At 66.6% G+C, this 17,623-nt stretch carries 11 protein-coding genes; 5 read left to right on the top strand and 6 right to left on the bottom strand.

What is annotated here, in order from left to right:
• Nucleotides 1-135: 135 nt before the first annotated feature.
• The 5 genes from AVKW3434_RS05340 to AVKW3434_RS05320 form a co-directional block, all read right to left on the bottom strand.
• Entirely contained in the window at nt 136-1,260 is a 1,125-nt protein-coding gene (locus tag AVKW3434_RS05340; protein ID WP_284405025.1) for a hybrid sensor histidine kinase/response regulator, read from the bottom strand.
• Between the two features lie 26 nt (nt 1,261-1,286).
• Nucleotides 1,287-1,874 carry a chemotaxis protein CheB gene (locus AVKW3434_RS05335; RefSeq protein ID WP_284405024.1) on the bottom strand — a complete coding sequence of 196 codons (588 nt, stop codon included), beginning with the start codon at nt 1,872-1,874 and terminating at the stop codon, nt 1,287-1,289.
• Nucleotides 1,871-2,725: a CheR family methyltransferase gene (locus AVKW3434_RS05330; protein WP_272567401.1), complete on the bottom strand. Its 855-nt coding sequence runs from the start codon at nt 2,723-2,725 to the stop codon at nt 1,871-1,873. Before AVKW3434_RS05330 ends, AVKW3434_RS05335 begins: the two co-directional genes overlap by 4 nt.
• Nucleotides 2,722-6,207 carry a response regulator gene (locus AVKW3434_RS05325; protein WP_284405023.1) on the bottom strand — a complete coding sequence of 1,162 codons (3,486 nt, stop codon included), beginning with the start codon at nt 6,205-6,207 and terminating at the stop codon, nt 2,722-2,724. Before AVKW3434_RS05325 ends, AVKW3434_RS05330 begins: the two co-directional genes overlap by 4 nt.
• Nucleotides 6,208-6,331: 124 nt before the next feature.
• The gene (locus tag AVKW3434_RS05320; RefSeq protein WP_284405022.1) at nt 6,332-7,174 is read right to left on the bottom strand and encodes a plasmid replication/partition related protein; all 843 of its coding nucleotides are present in this window, start codon (nt 7,172-7,174) and stop codon (nt 6,332-6,334) included.
• 73 nt (nt 7,175-7,247) lie between these two features.
• Here AVKW3434_RS05320 and AVKW3434_RS05315 point away from each other — a divergent pair, with 73 nt between their 5' ends.
• The 4 genes from AVKW3434_RS05315 (at nt 7,248) to AVKW3434_RS05300 (ending at nt 13,567) form a co-directional block, all read left to right on the top strand.
• Nucleotides 7,248-8,948, top strand: coding sequence for a sensor domain-containing diguanylate cyclase (locus tag AVKW3434_RS05315; protein WP_284405021.1), 1,701 nt, complete (start codon nt 7,248-7,250; stop codon nt 8,946-8,948).
• Between the two features lie 59 nt (nt 8,949-9,007).
• Nucleotides 9,008-9,373, top strand: coding sequence for a hypothetical protein (locus AVKW3434_RS05310; protein WP_272567394.1), 366 nt, complete (start codon nt 9,008-9,010; stop codon nt 9,371-9,373).
• A 139-nt stretch (nt 9,374-9,512) separates the two neighbouring features.
• Nucleotides 9,513-11,657, top strand: coding sequence for a TonB-dependent siderophore receptor (locus AVKW3434_RS05305; protein ID WP_284405020.1), 2,145 nt, complete (start codon nt 9,513-9,515; stop codon nt 11,655-11,657).
• An 89-nt stretch (nt 11,658-11,746) separates the two neighbouring features.
• Complete coding sequence (locus AVKW3434_RS05300) at nt 11,747-13,567, top strand: RecQ family ATP-dependent DNA helicase (RefSeq protein ID WP_284405019.1); 1,821 nt, start codon at nt 11,747-11,749, stop codon at nt 13,565-13,567.
• Between the two features lie 103 nt (nt 13,568-13,670).
• On the opposite strand, the gene AVKW3434_RS05295 is transcribed toward AVKW3434_RS05300, so the two are convergent.
• Nucleotides 13,671-14,549, bottom strand: coding sequence for a restriction endonuclease (locus AVKW3434_RS05295; protein ID WP_284405018.1), 879 nt, complete (start codon nt 14,547-14,549; stop codon nt 13,671-13,673).
• 260 nt (nt 14,550-14,809) lie between these two features.
• Here AVKW3434_RS05295 and AVKW3434_RS05290 point away from each other — a divergent pair, with 260 nt between their 5' ends.
• Nucleotides 14,810-17,608, top strand: coding sequence for a hybrid sensor histidine kinase/response regulator (locus AVKW3434_RS05290; protein ID WP_284405017.1), 2,799 nt, complete (start codon nt 14,810-14,812; stop codon nt 17,606-17,608).
• The last annotated feature ends 15 nt before the right edge of the window (nt 17,609-17,623 follow it).

Raw genomic sequence — 17,623 nt, 5'->3', positions numbered from 1 at the left:
GCGCCGCCACAGTGAAAGGGGGCTTCGTGCCCCCTTTTTTTCGTTCTTCTGGCAGCGCAGCCGCCGCAGCCACGCCAATAGATCCCAACACTCACTGAAGCCGGCCCAGACCGCGTGTGGCCCGTGGCGCAGGGATTAGCGCGCTGCGGGCCGGGCCACGGCCGGTTGGCGGGGCAACTGCACATGAAAGGCCGTGTGGCCCTCGCGCGAGCAGACGTCGATGCGGCCGCCATGGCGCTGCACGATCTGGTGCACGATGTAGAGGCCCAGCCCCAGCCCCTGGTGTTGCCCCGGCTCGCGCTCCCGCCCCCGGAACGGATCGAACAGGTGGGGCACCAGTGCCGGGGGAATCGTGCCGGCATTGCGCACGGTGAACTCCACCCGGTCGGGCGCCGTGCCGTCCAGCATCACCTGCACCGGCTCGGCCGCATCGCCGTGGTGAATGGCATTGCCCAGGAGGTTGGCCGCCACCTGGCACAGGCGCTCGGCATCCCACTGGCCCGTCAGGTTGCCCTTTTGCGTGATCTCGATGGTCCGGTCGGGGTGGCTGACGTGCAGCTCGTGCACCGGGCGCTGCACCAGCTCGCCCAGGTCGGCGGGCCCGGTCTTCACGGGCAGCCCGCCGGACTGGCGCGCCCGCGTCACATCCAGCAGGTCCTCGATCATTCGGCCCATGCGCTGTGCGCTCGACTGCATCTTGCCGGCGATGGCCTGCACCTTGTTGGGCTCCTGCGGCCGCTGCAGCACCAGCGCGCTCGCCAGGAGGGCGCTCAAAGGCCCCCGCAGGTCATGGCTCAGCACGGCCATGAACATCTCGTTCACCCGCAGGGCTTCGGTGCGTTCCTGCAGTTCGCGCGCGAGGGCCACCTTCTGCTTTTGCAGGTCGAAGAACACGTTGGCCTTGTTCACCAGCACATGCGGATCGATGGGCTTGTAGAGAAAGTCGACCGCACCGGTCTCGTAGCCCTTGAACTGCCAGTTCTGGTCGCGTGAGCCCGCCGTCATGAAGATGAGCGGCACATGCCGGGTGCGCTCGCTGCCGCGGATCAGCTCGGCCAGCTCGAAGCCGTTCATCTCGGGCATCTGCACGTCCAGCAGCGCCAGGGCCACGTCGTTGTGCACGAGGAGCAGCTCCAGCGCCTCGGAGCCCGAAGCGGCCTTGAGAACCTGCACGTCATCGCGCTGCAGCAAGGCCTCCAGGGCGATCAGGTTTTCCTCCACGTCGTCGACGATCAGGCACTTCACCGGGGCAGTGCGCATGGGGGACGGCGGGATGGGGGCGGGTATCAAGAAGCTCTCCGATGGAACAGGGTCTCGAGCAGCGAAGCGATGCGCTGCGGGGAAAGGACATGGCCGGGGGTGCAGGCGCTCATCGCGGCTTCGGGCATGAAGGGCATGGGGGCGCTGTCCGGGTCCTGCACGACCGTGGTGCCCCCCGCGGCCTGCACGGCTGCCAACCCTTGCGCTCCGTCGCTGTTGGCGCCCGACAGCAGGATGCCAAGCAAGCGCTCACCATACGCGTCCGCCGCGGATTCGAACAGCACATCGATGGACGGGCGCGAAAAATGCACCGGATCGTCCACGGACAGGGCCAGCGAAGGCCCGGCATCGATCAGCAGATGGTAGTCCGGCGGCGCGAAGTAAACGGTCCCGGGCTCCACCGGCTCCTTGTCCTGGGCTTCGCGCAAAGGCACGGCACAGCTCGGCTGGAAGATTTCGCACAGCAGGCTGGGCCGCTCGCGCGGCAGGTGCAGCACCACGAAGACCGCGGCCCGCAGGCCGGACGGCAGCGCCGGCAGCAGGACCGAGAGCGCTTCGATGCTCCCCGCGGAGCCGCCGATCACCACCGCCTGCGGGCGGATGCGGTCGCTCATGCCCCACCCTTCTTCTGGTACAGGCGGTCCTGCGGCACGAGCTCTTCGAACTCGCCGGCATGCGAAGAAAAGCGCAGCGACTCCTTCGACCCCAGCCCGAGAAAGCCCTTGCGGCACAGCGCATCGCGGAACAGACCCAGCGCGCGGTCCTGCAGGTCGCGGTCGAAATAGATCAGCACGTTGCGGCAGGACACGAGCTGCACTTCGGCGAACACGCTGTCGGTGGCCAGGCTGTGGTCCGAGAACACGATGTGCTTGCGCAGGCTCTTGTCGAGCACCACGCGCCCGTAGGCGGCGGTGTAGTGCTCCGACAGGGAGGTGCGCCCGCCGGACCTGGCGTGGTTTTCGGTGAAGGCCGGCACGCGCTCGATGGCGTAGATGCCCGCCTCGGCCTTCTGCAGGGCGTTGGCGTTGATGTCGGTGGCATAGATCAGGGTGCGCTCCAGCAGCCCCTCCTCCCGCAGCAGGATGGCCAGCGAATACACCTCCTCGCCCGTGCTGCAGCCCGCCACCCAGATCTTGAGCGACGGGTAGGTGCGCAGCACCGGCACCACGGTCTCGCGCAGTGCGCGAAAGTACGTCGGGTCGCGGAACATCTCGCTCACCTGGACCGTGAGGTATTCCAGCATGGCGGGAAAGACCTCCGGGTCGTGCAGGATCAGATGCTGCAATTGCGAGACCGTGCGGCAATGGAACCGTGTGAGCGCCGTCTGCAGGCGGCGCTTGAGCGAGGCCTGCGCATACCCGCGAAAGTCGTAGTGGTAGCGCCGGTAGATGGCCTCGACCAGCAGGTGCTGCTCGATGTCGAACGTCTTCTTTCGCTGCTGCTGCGCCGCCGGGTCTTCGCTCATTTGGGCATCCACACGCGAACGAGCGACAGCAGTTTCTCGACATCCAGCGGCTTGGCGATGTAATCGTTGGCGCCGGCGGCCAGGCATTTTTCCTGGTCGTCCTTCATGGCCTTGGCGGTGAGCGCGATGATGGGCAGGCGCCGCCATTCGGGGCGCTTGCGGATCTCGCTCATGGCGGTGAAGCCGTCCATCTCCGGCATCATGATGTCCATCAGGACGAGATCGACCATGGCCGAGTCGCCTGCCTGCGCACGCTGCAGGGCCTCCAGTGCCTCGCGGCCGTTGCGCGCGATCTGCACCTTGGCACCGGTGGGTTCGAGCACGCTGGACAGCGCGAAGATATTGCGCACGTCGTCTTCGACCACCAGGATGTTGCGCCCCTCGAAGGTGGACTCGCGGTCCCGGGCCATCTGCAGCATCTGCTGGCGGTCCGCGGGCAGCTTGGACTCCACCTGGTGCAGGAACAGCGTGACTTCGTCCAGCAGCCGCTCGGGCGAGCGGGCGTCCTTGATGATGATGGACTTGGAGTAGCGCCGCAGCCGCTGCTCTTCGTCGCGCGACAGCGAGCGGCCGGTGTAGACGATGACGGGCGGGAACGCCACCTCTTCCTGGCCGGCCATCTTCTCCAGCAGCTCGTAGCCGCTCAGGTCGGGCAGGTTCAGGTCCATCACCATGCAGTCGAACGTGCTGGTGCGCAGCAGTTCGAGCGCGCGCTGCGCCGTCTCGGCACCGACGATCTCGACATCGCCATTGGCCAGCAGGTGGTGCATGCTCTCGCGCTGTCGCTCGTCGTCCTCCACCACCAGCACGCGGCGCATGGCCTGGGTGAACTTGGCTTCCATGCGCTGCAGCGCCTGCACGAGTTCATCGCGCTTGACGGGCTTGAGCGCATAGCCGATGGCCCCCCGGCCCATGGCCTCCTGGGCGTAGTCGGCCACGGAGACGACATGCACCGGAATGTGCCGCGTCAACGGGTTGCGCTTGAGCTGGTCGAGCACCGCCAGGCCGGAAATGTCCGGCAGGTTCATGTCCAGCACGACCGCGCTGGGCATGTATTCGAGGGCCGCGGCCAGGCCTTCGCCACCAGTGTGCGTGATCACGGACTGAAAGCCCATCTCCCGCGACAGGTCCAGCAGGATGCGTGCGAAACGCACGTCGTCCTCGACCACCAGGATGGTGCGGCGGCCGGGCGCCAACTGGTCCCGGTCGTCCGCCACGGCATTCGCCGGGCGCCGCACCGCGCCGGCGGATGGCGGCACGGCCGGCGCACCGTCTGCCGGCGGCGTGGACAGGCCGGCAGGGCGGCCGGCGGGCGCCGGAGCCGCGGGGGCCGGCGAGGCCTGCGCGGTGGGCCGCGCCGCGTCCTGCGGGGCATTCAGGGGTGCCACCAGGGGCAGCACCAGCGTGAAGATGCTGCCTTGCCCCGGCGTGCTTCGCACGGTGATGCTGCCGCCGAGCAATTGCGCCAGATCCCGGGAAATCGACAGTCCCAGGCCCGTCCCGCCGTACCGGCGGTGGGTGCTGCCATCGGCCTGCCGGAACGCCTCGAAGATCAGTTCCTGCTGGTGCTCGGGAATGCCGATGCCTGTGTCGCCGACTGCGAACGACACCGTGCCGTCGGCGTTGCCGAAGACACGCAGCGAAACCTCGCCCTGTTCAGTGAACTTCAGGGCGTTGGACAGCAGGTTCTTCAGCACCTGGCCGAAGCGCTGCACGTCGGTCTGCAACGCAGCCGGGGCGCCCGGCTCCACCGTGCAGTGCAGGGCCAGGCCCTTGTCGTGCGCGATGGGCCGCAACGGGTCCACCAACGCGTTCACCGCGCGGGCCACATCCATCGGCTCGATGGAGATGGTGGCCTGCCCCGCTTCGATCTTGGACAGGTCGAGGATGTCGTTGATGAGGGACAGCAGGTCGTTGCCCGCACCATGGATGGTCTGGGCATATTTGACCTGCTCGCCCGTCAGGTTGCCGGACTTGTTGTCGGCGAGCAGCTTGGCCAGGATGAGGCTGGAGTTCAGCGGGGTGCGCAGCTCATGGCTCATGTTGGCCAGGAACTCGCTCTTGTACTGGCTGGCCTGTTCCAGGTCATTGGCCTTTTGCGACAGGGCATCCTGCGCGCGCAGCAACTGCTGCTTCTGGTACTCCAGCTGCTGCGTCTGCTCTTCCAGCTGGGCATTGCTCTGCTCCAGTTCGGTCTGCTGCGCTTCCATCTGGGCCTGGGACTCCTGCAGCACCCGGCTTTGCTGCTCGAGCTCTTCGTTGCTCACGCGCAGCTCTTCCTGCTGGGCCTGCAGTTCCTCGGCCTGGCGCTGCGTTTCTTCCAGCAGGGCTTCGAGCCGGGTCCGGTCGATGGCCGAGCGGATGGAGGTGGCGAGCAATTCCGACGCGCGGGTGAGCAACTGCAGATCGGCATCGCGCAGCGTGCGGAAGAACCCGAACTCGATCACCGCATGCACGACGCCGTTGTGCACGGCCGGCACCAGCACGATCTCGGCCGGCGTGGCGTGCCCCACCCCCGAGGAGATCGGCAGGTAGTTCGTCGGCACGTCCGTCACATGCATCAGCTGGCGGGAATCGGCCGCCTGCCCCAGCAGGCCTTGGCCGCTCAACACCCGAGCGCCCACTTGCGGATCAGCGAGCGCATAGCTGCCAAAGCGCTGGAACACGCCACCGCCCTCCGCCACGTAAGCCGCGCCCACCCGCGCGCCCAGCCAGTCGGCCAGATAGTCCATCACGATCGGCCCCAGATCGCTCAAGCGATGATCGCCCTGCAATCGGTTGCCCAGGCCCACCAATCCGCTCTTGATCCAGTCCTCGCGCACCTTCACGCGCTGGTCCGCGCTCACCAACGCCGCAGATGCCAGGATCAGCATCAGCAACACGAGGGAACTCGTCCATGTGAAGTACGCCCCAAAGCTGGCGACCCTCTCCCATTCGCCACGCCGGCTGTCCAGTTCCTGGCGCTCGGCGTCCGCCATATCGCGCACGATGTTGCGAATGGCATCCATCGTGGCGCGCCCACGGTCCGTGCGAACGATTTCAATCGCGCTTTCGGCATTGCCCGAGCGGCGCAGATTCACCGTTTCATCGAGTTCCGCCATCTTCTGCACCACCAGCGCCTGCAGGTGATCGAACCTCTGCAATTGGTCTGGAGTGCCCTGCACCAACGAACGCAGCTTGCTCATTTCGGGCTTGAGGATCGCCTGGGCGGCCGAATAGGGCTGCAGGTAACGCGTTTCTCCCGTCAGCAGGTACCCCCGCTGCCCTGTTTCCGCATCTTTGGTGACGGACAACACCGTTTGCATCTGCGAAAGCGATTCGACCGCTGCGTTGATGCGTGCCACCGCGTCCGCGCGCTCTTGTTGAGACTGATACGTGAACAATGCGATGACGGCTGTGGCGAGGGCCGCCAGCAGGAAGCCGGCAAGCAGGCGGATGGGCATGCCTCGCTGAATCTGGAAGGAGGGGGCGTTGGATGTCATGGCGCGGATCGGAGTGGGCCCAAATCATAGAGCCCAATGGCATGGCGGTAACACCCGCACACAAGGTGCGGATACCTGCGAAAAAGATGGGGCGCGGCGGCGCAAATGCCCTTGCGCCCTGTCCCTAGGTGCCTGGCTGCGCCTGCCAGGCCGACAACTGGCGGCGCAGTTCCTCGTTCTCGGCCGTGAGTTCGGCCACACGGTCACGCAGCGACTGCAGCGTATCGGGCGATGGGGCGTCGGCTTCGTCCCGCGGCTTGCGCTTGGCTTCGCGCACCCGCTTGGCCGCCTGCTTGAGTTCGTCGCCTCCCGCCATGGCCGCCGCACGCTGTTCGTCCTGCGGCAACGTGGCCACGGCCGCCGCTGCGTTGAGCGAGAGGGCGCCCGCCTTGACCGCGGCCACCACCTCGGGCGCGGCCTGCTTGCGTATTTTTTCGATCATCACCACTTGGCTGCTGCTCAGCCTTGCGGCCTTGGCGATGGCCTCCCGGCTGGACAGCGGCTGGGGCTCTGGCGATGGTGCCTGCGCCGGGGCATCGGCTGCGACCGGGCCCGGCGGGGCGGCATCGGCGGTGCCCACGCCATCCCCTGGTTCGCCGGGGGTCGCCCCCGTAAGGGCTTCGCCATTGGCGGCGCGCACGTTGCGATCGGCCAGAATCTCCCGCTTGCGCAGGGCCAGCACACCGCGCTGGAAGTCCGATACGCTACGCCGGCCCAGGTGCTGGTCGATCATCCACAGGTGCACGTCTTCCATGGAGCGGAAATTTTGATTTTGAACCGTCTGGAACGGCAACCCATGCTTTTGGCAGATACCGTACCGGTTATGGCCATCGACCAGCACCTCGCCCCACAGCACCAGCGCATCGCGGCACCCTTCCGCCAGCAGGCTGCGCTCCAGGGCCGCGTGCTCTTCGGGGCTCAGGGGGTCGATGTAGGCCTTGAGTTCTTCGTTGACGACGATATGCATGGGCGGGGTTTCCAGGACCAAAGGGCCGGCATTGTAGAGAGCCGATCCTGATCCGGAGAAAATCGCCAGGCGTATGAAAACCACCGACAAGGCCAACGGCTCACGCCAGAGCTTCAGAGGACAGCTGACCCTGCTGTTCGGCGGGCTGTCGCTCGCCAGCCTGCTGGGCGTGGGGGTTTACGTGGGCCACATCGCCACGGGGGAACTGGCCCGGTTCGGCGGCGAACTGCTGCACACCAGTGCCCGGTCGGCCGCCGACCTGCTGGCGACGAACCTGCGCGAGCGGGCCCAGGAGATCGACCTCCTGCGCCAGTTGGCACTCTTCACCCGCGGCGACCTTTCCGCCCAGGAAATGCGGCAGGCGCTGGATCTGCGCAAGACCACCCACAACGAATACGCCTGGATCGGCGTCACCGACGCGAGCGGACGGGTCACGCAAGCCACCGATGGCGTGCTGGTCGGAGCCCAGGTCGAGCACCGGCCGTGGTTCCAGTCCGCCCGTTCCGGACTGTTCGTGGGCGACGTGCACGAGGCCGTGCTGCTGGCCAAGCAGCTGCCCAACCGCAACCCGGACCAGCCGCTGCGCTTCATCGACTTCGCAGCCCCCATCCTGGACGAACAGGGCCAGTTGCGGGGGGTGCTGGGAGCCCATGCCCACTGGTCCTGGGTGACCGAGACGGTGGAGTCCATCGTGGTGAACCGGGTCGGTCAGCACGGCGCAGAGGTGCTGATCGCGGACAAGGCCGGGCACATTCTTTACCCGTTCCAGCATGCCGGACTGCTGAATCTTCCTGCCGGCGCCTCGCCGCAGGCACAGTCTGAGCGCCTGCAATGGAGCGATGGCGCGGAGTACCTCACCAGCATGGTGGAGATACCGACCGTGGCGCACACCGATCTGGGCTGGCGCATCGTGCTGCGCCAGCCGCTGGACAAGGCACTGGCTCCGGTGAAGGCGCTGCGCCAGCAACTGATTCTGCTCGGCCTGCTCACGGCCCTGGCCTGCGCCTTGGTGGCCTACCGGCTGGCAGCGCGCATCAGCCGACCCATCGAGCAGTTGGCCCGCGCCGCCCGCATGATCGAAAACCGCGCTGGAACGCCGGTGTATCCGGGCGACGAACACGCGTCGGAGATCACGCAGCTCAACCACTCCTTCCAGTCGATGACGGCCTCCCTGCTCGAACGGGAGCGCGAGCTGTCCCAGCTGAACACCTCCCTGGAAGCCCAGGTGGCGGAGCGCACGCAGGCGCTGCACCGGGCCAACCAGGAACTGGAGAACCTGGCGATTCACGATGCCCTCACCGGCCTCTACAACCGCCGCAGGTTCGACGAAAAGCTGCGCGAGTACGTGCAGCTCTTTCAGCGCACGGGCCGGACCTTCGCGCTGCTCGTCATCGACGCCGACCATTTCAAGCATGTCAACGACCACCACGGCCACCAGGCCGGCGACGCGGTGCTCCAGCAACTGGCCCAGGTGATCTCCGGCAGCGTGCGAATCACCGATTTCGTGGCGCGCTACGGCGGCGAGGAATTCGTGGTGCTGCTGCCGGAGCCGCAGGACCGGCAAGAGGGCCGCGTGGTGGCCGAAAAGATCCGCGTCGCGGTGAGCCAGAGCCATTTTCCGGCCGTCGGCCAGCTGACCGTGAGCCTGGGCATGAGCTTTTGCAGCCTGAAGGACACCAGCGAAACCGACATCGTCCAGCGTGCCGATCAGGCTCTGTACCAGGCCAAGCAGCAAGGGCGCAACCAGGTGGTGGTGGCGACCGAAAGCGCCTGACACCTTTTTACCCCGGCGGGAAAGCGGCAGAGACGCCGCTATGATTCGGCGCCCTTGCCATGAACCATCGCCGCGCCCTCCTTCGCCTGCTCCTGCTTGCCGTGTTCCTGCACACGTGCATCGGGCTGCCCTTGCACGAGGCGGAGCACCTGCGGGTCGCCATCGGCACAGGCCCGGAGGCCGTCAGCGTGGTGCAAGACGACGCGCCGCAGCCGGCGAAGCCGGCGCACGCGTTGGAGCACGGCCCCTGCGCCGGGTGCATGGCATTCGCGCAGCCCGCCGCCCTGCCCGGTGGCATCGGATTGCCGGTGCCGCAGGCAGGCGCCGGTCCCAACTGCCCGCAGCCCACAGCGGCATTTGCCTTCGTGCCGGCACCTGGCCGCTGGCCTTTTGCATCGCGCGATCCCCCTCTTCCCATCGCCTGATGCATGCCGCCCCGCAAGGCGGTCGCATCCCAGCTGGGTCTTTTCTCTCTCGCCGTGGCGGCGCTGCCGCCGCGGGCGGGTCCGTGCATGCCATCCGGCCGCCCTGAATCGCGGCCGGCGATTTTTCTTCAGTACGTCCATGTTCCTCATTTCCTGCCGGGGCGCTCGCGCCCCCTTTCCACTCACGCTCGCCATGGCGGCCCTGTCGTGCGGCTCTGCCATGGCGCAGACCGCCGACAATGCGCCCCAACTGTCCACCGTCGAGATCGTCGGACGCACCGAGTCCGGGGCCTACCATGCCGAAGAAGCCGCGGGTGCCAAGACCGACCTGCCGCTGCGGGAGCTGCCGCAATCGGTGCGGGTCGTCACCCGCCAGGCCATCGACGACCTGGGCGCCACGCGGCTCGATGATGTGCTCGACTATGTGGGCGGTGTGTCCCGCCAGAACAATTTCGGCGGGCTGTGGGACAACGTGGCCATCCGCGGCCTGCCTGGCAATGAAAACACCGGCATGGCCACGCTGATGAACGGTTTTTCCTCCAACCGGGGCTTCAACGCGCCGCGCGATCTGGCCGGCGTGGAGCGCATCGAATTTCTCAAAGGCCCCGCTGCAGCGCTCTATGGCAGCAGCGAGCCCGGCGGCACCCTGAACATCGTCAGCAAGCGGCCCTTGTGGAAGGCAGCCAACGCCGTCGAGGGCTCCGTGGGCAGCCAGGGCCTCAAGCGGGGCGCATTCGACAGCACCGGCCCCATCGGCGAGAACTTCGCCTATCGCCTCAACGTGGCAGCGGAGGACCGCGACAGCTTCCGCGACCATGTGAGTTCCGAACGGCGTGTGGTCGCCCCGGCATTCACCTGGAAGCTGGGCCGCGACACGTCGCTGGAATACGCCGGGGAGTTTCTGCGCCATGCCACGCCTTTGGACCGGGGCGTCGTGGCCGTGGGCAATCGGTTGGGCACCATCCCGAGCAGCCGATTCCTGGGCGAGCCGGGTGATGGCGATGTGACGGTGGAGAACCAGACCCATCAGTTCATCCTGTCGCACGAATGGAGCCCGCAATGGCGCAGCCGCGTGGGCTTGTCGTACCGCGAGACCTCCATCCAGGGCTTCTCCACCGAAGCCAGCGCACTGCAGTCCAATGGCCTGCTGACCCGCCAGCGCCGCTTTCGGGACTTCACCTCGGACGACATCGCATTGCAGGCCGAACTGCAGGGCAACGTCAAGGCCGGCGGCATGGAACACGAACTGCTGTTCGGCGTGGAGAGCTTCAAGTTCCATCTGGACACGCTGATGCTGCGCGCCAACCCCACGGCGACCTCCCCCTATGCGATCGACATCCAGGCCCCTGTCTACGGACAGTCCCAGCCCACGCCATTGCCCAACACCGACACCCTGGAGCGCCAGCGCAACACCGCGCTTTATTTTCAGGATGCCATCAAGCTGTCGCCGACGTGGCGCCTGGTGGGCGGGGTGCGCGTGGACCAGTACCGGCAGTCGCTGGAAAACCGGCGCAATGGCACCACGGTCCGCCAGGAGCCGTCATCCACCTCGCCGCGCGTCGGCCTGAGCTGGCTGCCGTCCTCGCAATGGACGGTGTATGCGAACGCGGGGCGTTCGTTCCGCCCGAACGTGGGGTCCGACAGTGCTTCGCAGCCTTTCGATCCGGAAACCGGGCGTTCCCTGGAAGTCGGCGCAAAGTGGGAGAGTGCCGACCAGCGCATGGGTGCCACGGCCGCCCTGTTCGACATCCGCAAACGCAATGTACTGACCTCCGACCCGCTCAATTCGAGCTATTCCGTGGCCGCTGGCGAGGTGCGCAGCCGGGGCCTGGAGCTGGATTTCGCAGGCCAGGTGACGGCCCGCTGGCGGGTCAATGCCAGCCTGGTTCTGAACGACGTGGAAATCACCCGGGACAACACCCTGGAGGTCGGGGGCCGGCTGCTCAACGTGCCCAAGGTCAATGGCAGCGTGCTGGCGGTGTACGAGAACGCCTTCGACAATGGGCAACGCTATGGCATCGGTGGCGGCGTCACGCACGTCGGCCGCCGCCTGGGCCAGGCCCGCACCCAGGCCGAGGCCAATGCGGGATCGGCGGCCTTCGATCTGCCCAGCTACCGCACAGCCAAGCTGGTTGCGTACTGGCGCATCACCCCGGCCGTGCGGCTGACCCTGGACGTGGACAATGTTTTCGACACCACGTACTACACCAGTTCGTACAGCCGCCTCTGGGTTGCACCGGGCACGGCGCGCGCGGTGACGCTGGGCGTGCAGGCACGTTTCTGACACATCGCGGGGGCAGAGACAGCGGATGACATCCGGCGTGAGCAACGTCTGACGTGGGGGAGATGCGGCCCCCGCCAGCATGGCAGCCTATGCTCGTCATCCCGCCCCAACCCATACCCGCCTCCCCCAAACGTGCCCGCCAGCCGAGAGCACCTCGCAAGCCGTCAGCGGCACGCATCCAGTCGGTGCTGAAAAAGACGTTCGGTTTGCGCGAGCTGCGGGCGGGCCAGCGCGAGGTGATCGACCGCGTGCTGCAGTCCGAAAACACGTTGGCGGTGATGCCGACCGGGGCGGGCAAGTCGCTTTGCTACCAATTGCCTGCCCTGATGATTGAAGGCAGGACGGTGGTGGTGTCACCGCTCATCGCGCTCATGCGGGACCAATGCGACTCGCTGCGCGAGCGGGGTGTTTCTGCCGTGCAACTGCACAGCGGGCTCACACCGCAGGAAACGCGAGAGGCAGAGCAGGCCATTGCCGATGGCAGCGCACGCATCGTGCTGACCACCCCGGAGCGGCTCGCCGACGCAGAATTTCTGGCCTTGGTCGCCTCCAGCGGCCCGATCGGCCTGCTCGCGGTGGACGAAGCCCACTGCATCTCCCAATGGGGCCATGACTTTCGGCCGGCCTTTCTCGAAATCGCCGGCGCGGTGGCACGGCTGGGCCGCCCGACCGTGCTGGCGCTGACCGCTACAGCGGCCGGGCCGGTGGCGGCGGACATTCGCAAGCAACTGGGCATTCCTGCCGCGGGCGTCGTCGACACGGGGACTTACCGGCCGAACCTCCGCTACCGCGCCGAAGCGCTGGCCAACGAAGCGGACAAGCGGGCGCGCCTCATCGACATCGTGAAAGCGGCCGAGGGTTCCGGGCTGGTCTATGCCGCCACGGTGAAAGCGGCGCAGGAGGTTCATGCGGCGCTGCGCGCTGCGGATGTCGCGGCGGGCCTCTACCACGGGCGCATGCCAGCCGCGGAGCGCAGTGAAGCCCAGGATGCGTTCATGCGGGGAGAGGTCCGCGTGATGGTCGCCACCAATGCGTTCGGACTGGGCATCGACAAGCAGGATGTCCGCTTTGTCGTGCACTACCAGATGCCGGGCGGCCTCGATGCGTACTACCAGGAATCAGGGCGTGCGGGACGCGATGGCGATCCAGCAGATTGCACGCTGCTGTTTCTCCGCAAGGACAAAGCAGTGCAGCAATTCTTTCTGGCAGGCCGCTACCCGAGCGCGGACGACATCGACGCGCTCTACCAGGCATTGCGCGATCCCGCGCCGCAAGACCCGGGCGTCTGGACGCTCGACAGCCTGCAGGCCCGCCTGGACCGGCCTCGCAGCAAGCTGCAGGTGGGACTGGGCCTGCTGCAGCGGCACAAGATTGTCTCGAAAGCGCGCAGCGGCGCACTCTCCCTGCGCAAGACGGAACTGGAGCCCGCGTCGGTGCGAGCGCTCCTGCAGGCCTATGCCGACAAGCGGGAGCAAGACCAGCAGGCGCTGGAGCGCATGGTGTTCTATGCGCAGACGGGTCGCTGCCGTTGGCAGGTGCTGCTCGAGTATTTCGACCCATCGGACGAACCGCAGCGTTGCGGTAACTGCGACAACTGCATTCGCATGGCCCAGCTGGCCCAACAGGCTTTGGCCGAGCGGGCTGCCGACACGGTGCGGAACCTGGGGGCGACCGACCTGGGCGAAATGGGAGAGCCGGCCATCGCGTCGGCAGCGCAAGCCCGTCGTGATGCCCAGGCGCTCGAACTGGGGGCAACCGTTCGCGTCAAACGGTATGGCCAGGGTACCGTGGCGGCCATCGACGCAATTTCCGTCACGGTGGATTTTGCCGACGGGACCCAACGCTGTTTTCAGCCGGGCTTCGTGCGGCGGTTTGTTCCCCGGGGCACCCGGGCCAAACCGCTGTCTTGAGCCGGGCCCACAGACCGGAGTGGGTTGGCTGAACGGGGCCTGCCGCTTACGCCGTCGCTGGGCGTCCAAACCCTGCCAGTTCTGCGCACCGTGCAAAGCCCCTTCAGCCGTTGCGCGTTTCCCGGCAGGAGGGGTAGTCAGAGCATCCCCAGAACGATTGACCGGCCAGCACGCCCCGCTTGGCGGTGCGCCGCACCATCCGGCTGCCGCATTGAGGACAGGACACTTCGGACCGCACTGCCGGGGTCTCCTGCGATGAGGAAGGGACCGACACCTTGGACGCGGTTTGCGGGAGCGGGCTGCGATCCGCAGTGGTTTCGCGAATGAGTTGCAGCAGTGCGGCGCCATCGATCAGGCGGATATTTCGCCCGCTGGCGAACGCCGTGGCGTCTTGTGTGAAGCGCCCGGACGTCACCACGAAGCCGGCGGACGCCCCGTGCGCGGCCATCACGCCATACAACTCGCGGACCACCGGGACGCCGACCTGGAAGGCTTTCCAATGCTTGCACTGGACGAGGGACATTTCCCCCGCTTTGGTGAGAACCAGATCCACCCCACCATCCGCGCCCTCTTGCGCCCGCTCCTGCACTGCATAGCCGCGCCGCCGGAATCCCTCGCCCACGAGCTTTTCGAAAGCCTGCCAGGACATTCCTTGCAAGGCCTGTGCGCTGGAGCTGGCGGTCCCGCAGTCGTCCAGCAGATGGCGCCGCTCCCGACGCCTCAGGGCGGAAAGCACGGCCCCCATCAGGCACAGAAGCGGCAGCACGAATTGCCCGGCATAAGCCAGACTGCGCCAGAGCGCACCGGTGACCACCTGCCCCACCTCGTGCGACGTTCTCATCGCCGGCATGGGCTGGGATGCCACCGTGTGCAGCGCCCAATAAATCATGGCCGCCAGGCCAAGCCCGACCCACCATGGAAGCCGTGCCACCCAATCCATGAAATCGTCTGCGGCACTTTGTTTTTGACGTCTTCTTGCCATTTCTCCCCTCCTGCATTCCGTCAAGCGGATCAATCGAACATTTTGCAACAAATCGCCGGTCGGAGGCCAGGGGGCCGGGAAATTTGCGGAAGATAGGAGGGAAGGAATCTGCCCGGGCGGAGATAACATGCTGTCGCCTTTCACGCCTGCCCTTCGCCCAGGCCACGCTGCAAAACGGTCATGCCTCCGCCTGCCCATTGCGCCACGCCCGCCCGTCTCAGTGGACACAACGCCTTCCGAAACCCGTGCGCACCGTTCCCTTGAAAACCCAACTGCTGCTGGTGGCTGCGGCGGCGATCCTGCCGCTGGCGGTCGTGTGCGGCATCTCTCTGTCCGCCCTTTTCGAAAGCCAGCGTGCGCAAAACGAGGCTTCGAGCCTCGGTGTCGCACGCGCGCTGGCCACGGCAGTGGAGGGAGAGTTGCGACTGACGATGTCCGCCTTGCAAACGCTGGCCCTGGCCGATCCGCTGGGCACGGCGGATGGCGAGGGCAAAGCCCAGGCCCTTGCACTCAGCCGGGCGGTGCGTGCCTCCCATCCGGAGTGGCGGGGCTTGCTGCTGGCGGACCCTTCAGGGCGGGTGGTGTTCTCCACCGAGACCGACCGCCCCACCAGCGCGAATGTGGTGGAGCGATCCAGCTTTGACGCAACAGTCCAGACCCGACGGCCCGTCGCCGGGTCCATGGCGCGTGGTGCCGGGGGCAATCTGGCCTTTCCGGTCCGCGTTCCGGTGGTACGGGACGGGGTGGTGAAATATGTGCTGACAGCCATCATTCGACCGGAGGCCATTGCCGCCGTGCTGCGTGCACAACGCGTTCCCGAAGGTTGGTACGTGTCCGTCTTCGATGCCAATCTGGCTCGCATCGCCCGCACGGTGGACGACGAAAAATGGCGGGGCTCCGGCCCCAGTGAATCGCTCAAGCCCTTTTTCCAGGCACTGGGCCACGACAAGCAAGAACTCCTGGGCACCAGTACCAATGTCGATGGCGTGCTTGCGAAGACCGTGCTCGCGCGGCTCGACGAAGGGGGCTGGACGCTCGTCCTGGGCACATCGCTGTCGAAGGCAGAAAGCTCCTGGTGGCGCACCGCCGGGGCCTACGTGCTGGGTCTTCTGGCATCGCTGGTTCTCGGGGGCACGGGTGCCTGGTGGATGTCGAAGTCCATCACGATGCCCATGCGCAGCCTGCGAGACGACGCCGATGCCCTGGGCCGGGGCGAATTGCGGCCATCCGGCATGTCGCGCATCATGGAAATCGACGCCGTGGCCCGGGCGCTCGAATCGGCCGCCGTGCAACGCGCCGGCAGCGAGGCAGAGCGGGAGGAGTTGCTGCAGCTCGAAAGCCATGCACGGTCCGCGGCCCAGGCGGCCGAACAGCGGCTGGGGTTGCTGGTCAATGCCAGTGCCGTGCTTTCCGGATCACTGGAGGAGTCGGACACGCTCGACGCGATTGCCCGCCTGGTGGTGCCCGCCATCGGCGATGCCTGCCGGATCGATCTGCTGGATGAGCAAGGGGCCTTGCTGCCAAGGCTGAGCCATTCCAAATGGTCGGAGCACAGCGGCAGGCTTGCCGAACAAGACAGCATGCCGGCCCATTCCGCGGAAACACCGCAAGTGCTGATCACCGCCCTGAAGACCGGCAAGCCCAGCCTGCATCCATCCGGCCAGACCGGCGAAGACGACGGCCGCAGCAAAGACATTTCAGCGCTTGTGCCGGAATTCGAAGCCGTCGCGGCCTGTGTCGTGCCGCTCATTGCGCGTGGGCGCACGATCGGCACCATGGCGGTGCTGCAGGCCGGCCCTAGCCGCATCTTTGGAGCGGAAGACAGCGCACTGATCGGCGAGCTGGCGCAACGCGCAGCCTTGGCGCTGGACAATGCACTGCTCTTGTCGGAGGCGCGAAAGGCGCAGCGCGAAGCCGAATCGGCCAACCGCGCGAAAGATGAATTCCTGGCCATGCTGGGCCATGAACTCCGCAACCCTCTGGCGCCCATCGTGCTGGCCCTTCAGTTGATCGCCCGCCGGGATCCCACGGCGTTTTCCCGGGAACGCAAAATCATCGGCCGCCAAGTCAAGCACCTGTCGCGCCTGGTGGACGATCTGCTCGACATCTCGAGAATCGTGTCGGGAAAGATCACCCTGGCGCTGGAACCGGTGGATCTTCAAGAGGTGGTGGAGCGTGCGCTGGAGCTGACGATGCCCGCCTTGCAGGCACGCAGCTCCATGCCCCAGCTGACCCTGCCGAACGGGCCTGTCCTCGTGCAGGGCGAATTGCTCCGGCTCGTTCAGATCGTCTGCAATCTGCTCAACAACGCCGCGAAATTCAGCCCGCCGGAAACGCCCATCCGAATCGAACTCGCCAGCGAGACGGGCTGGGCCGTGCTCCGCGTCAGCGATGAGGGCGTGGGCATTCCTGCCCACTTGCTCCACCACGTATTCGAGCGGTTCGTGCAGGGCGAGCAAGCCTTGGAGCGCGCGTCCGGAGGGCTCGGCCTGGGACTGGCCATCGCCCGCAGCTTGACGGGCCTGCACTCCGGCACCATCGAGGCGCACAGCGACGGACCGGGCAGAGGAAGCACTTTCACGCTGCGCTTGCCCTTGCTCGGCCAACGACAAGCCACCGATGACCCGCAAGGAGATGCGGGATCGGAGGCGTTGCCCGCACTGCGATTGCTTTTGGTCGATGACAACAACGATGCCGCCGACCTGCTGGCGGAATGGATGCGAATGGAAGGCCATCGGGTACAGGCGACCTACAGTGCCGCCGAGGGTCTGACCCAACTGGCCAAAGCACGGTTCGACGCGGCTATCTTCGACATCGGTCTGCCCGAGATCAGCGGGTACGAACTGGCGCGCCGCGTCCGCTCGCAGCCAGATACCCGGCACCTTCCTTTGACTGCATTGACAGGCTATGGAAGCGATGCCGACCGGCTGCTCGCGCTGGAGGCGGGTTTCGACGACCATTTTTCCAAGCCGGTGGACATGGGCCGGCTGCTGGAGCGCTTGAAAGCGCTGCTGGCCGCCCGCCACGAAAAGGATGCAGCATTGCATCCGCGCCCATGAACCCGGACTGACGGC

Source organism: Acidovorax sp. SUPP3434 (assembly GCF_030159015.1).
GTDB lineage: Bacteria > Pseudomonadota > Gammaproteobacteria > Burkholderiales > Burkholderiaceae_C > Paracidovorax.
This window is presented reverse-complemented; position numbering and strand designations above follow the sequence as displayed.

Coding starts and splice junctions, on each gene's coding strand:
- AVKW3434_RS05295 (WP_284405018.1), bottom strand. CDS start 14,549: ATGGCAAGAAGACGTCAAAAACAAAGTGCCGCAGACGATTTCATGGAT.
- AVKW3434_RS05315 (WP_284405021.1), top strand. CDS start 7,248: ATGAAAACCACCGACAAGGCCAACGGCTCACGCCAGAGCTTCAGAGGA.
- AVKW3434_RS05300 (WP_284405019.1), top strand. CDS start 11,747: ATGCTCGTCATCCCGCCCCAACCCATACCCGCCTCCCCCAAACGTGCC.
- AVKW3434_RS05305 (WP_284405020.1), top strand. CDS start 9,513: ATGTTCCTCATTTCCTGCCGGGGCGCTCGCGCCCCCTTTCCACTCACG.
- AVKW3434_RS05335 (WP_284405024.1), bottom strand. CDS start 1,874: ATGAGCGACCGCATCCGCCCGCAGGCGGTGGTGATCGGCGGCTCCGCG.
- AVKW3434_RS05320 (WP_284405022.1), bottom strand. CDS start 7,174: ATGCATATCGTCGTCAACGAAGAACTCAAGGCCTACATCGACCCCCTG.
- AVKW3434_RS05325 (WP_284405023.1), bottom strand. CDS start 6,207: ATGACATCCAACGCCCCCTCCTTCCAGATTCAGCGAGGCATGCCCATC.
- AVKW3434_RS05310 (WP_272567394.1), top strand. CDS start 9,008: ATGAACCATCGCCGCGCCCTCCTTCGCCTGCTCCTGCTTGCCGTGTTC.
- AVKW3434_RS05340 (WP_284405025.1), bottom strand. CDS start 1,260: ATGCGCACTGCCCCGGTGAAGTGCCTGATCGTCGACGACGTGGAGGAA.
- AVKW3434_RS05330 (WP_272567401.1), bottom strand. CDS start 2,725: ATGAGCGAAGACCCGGCGGCGCAGCAGCAGCGAAAGAAGACGTTCGAC.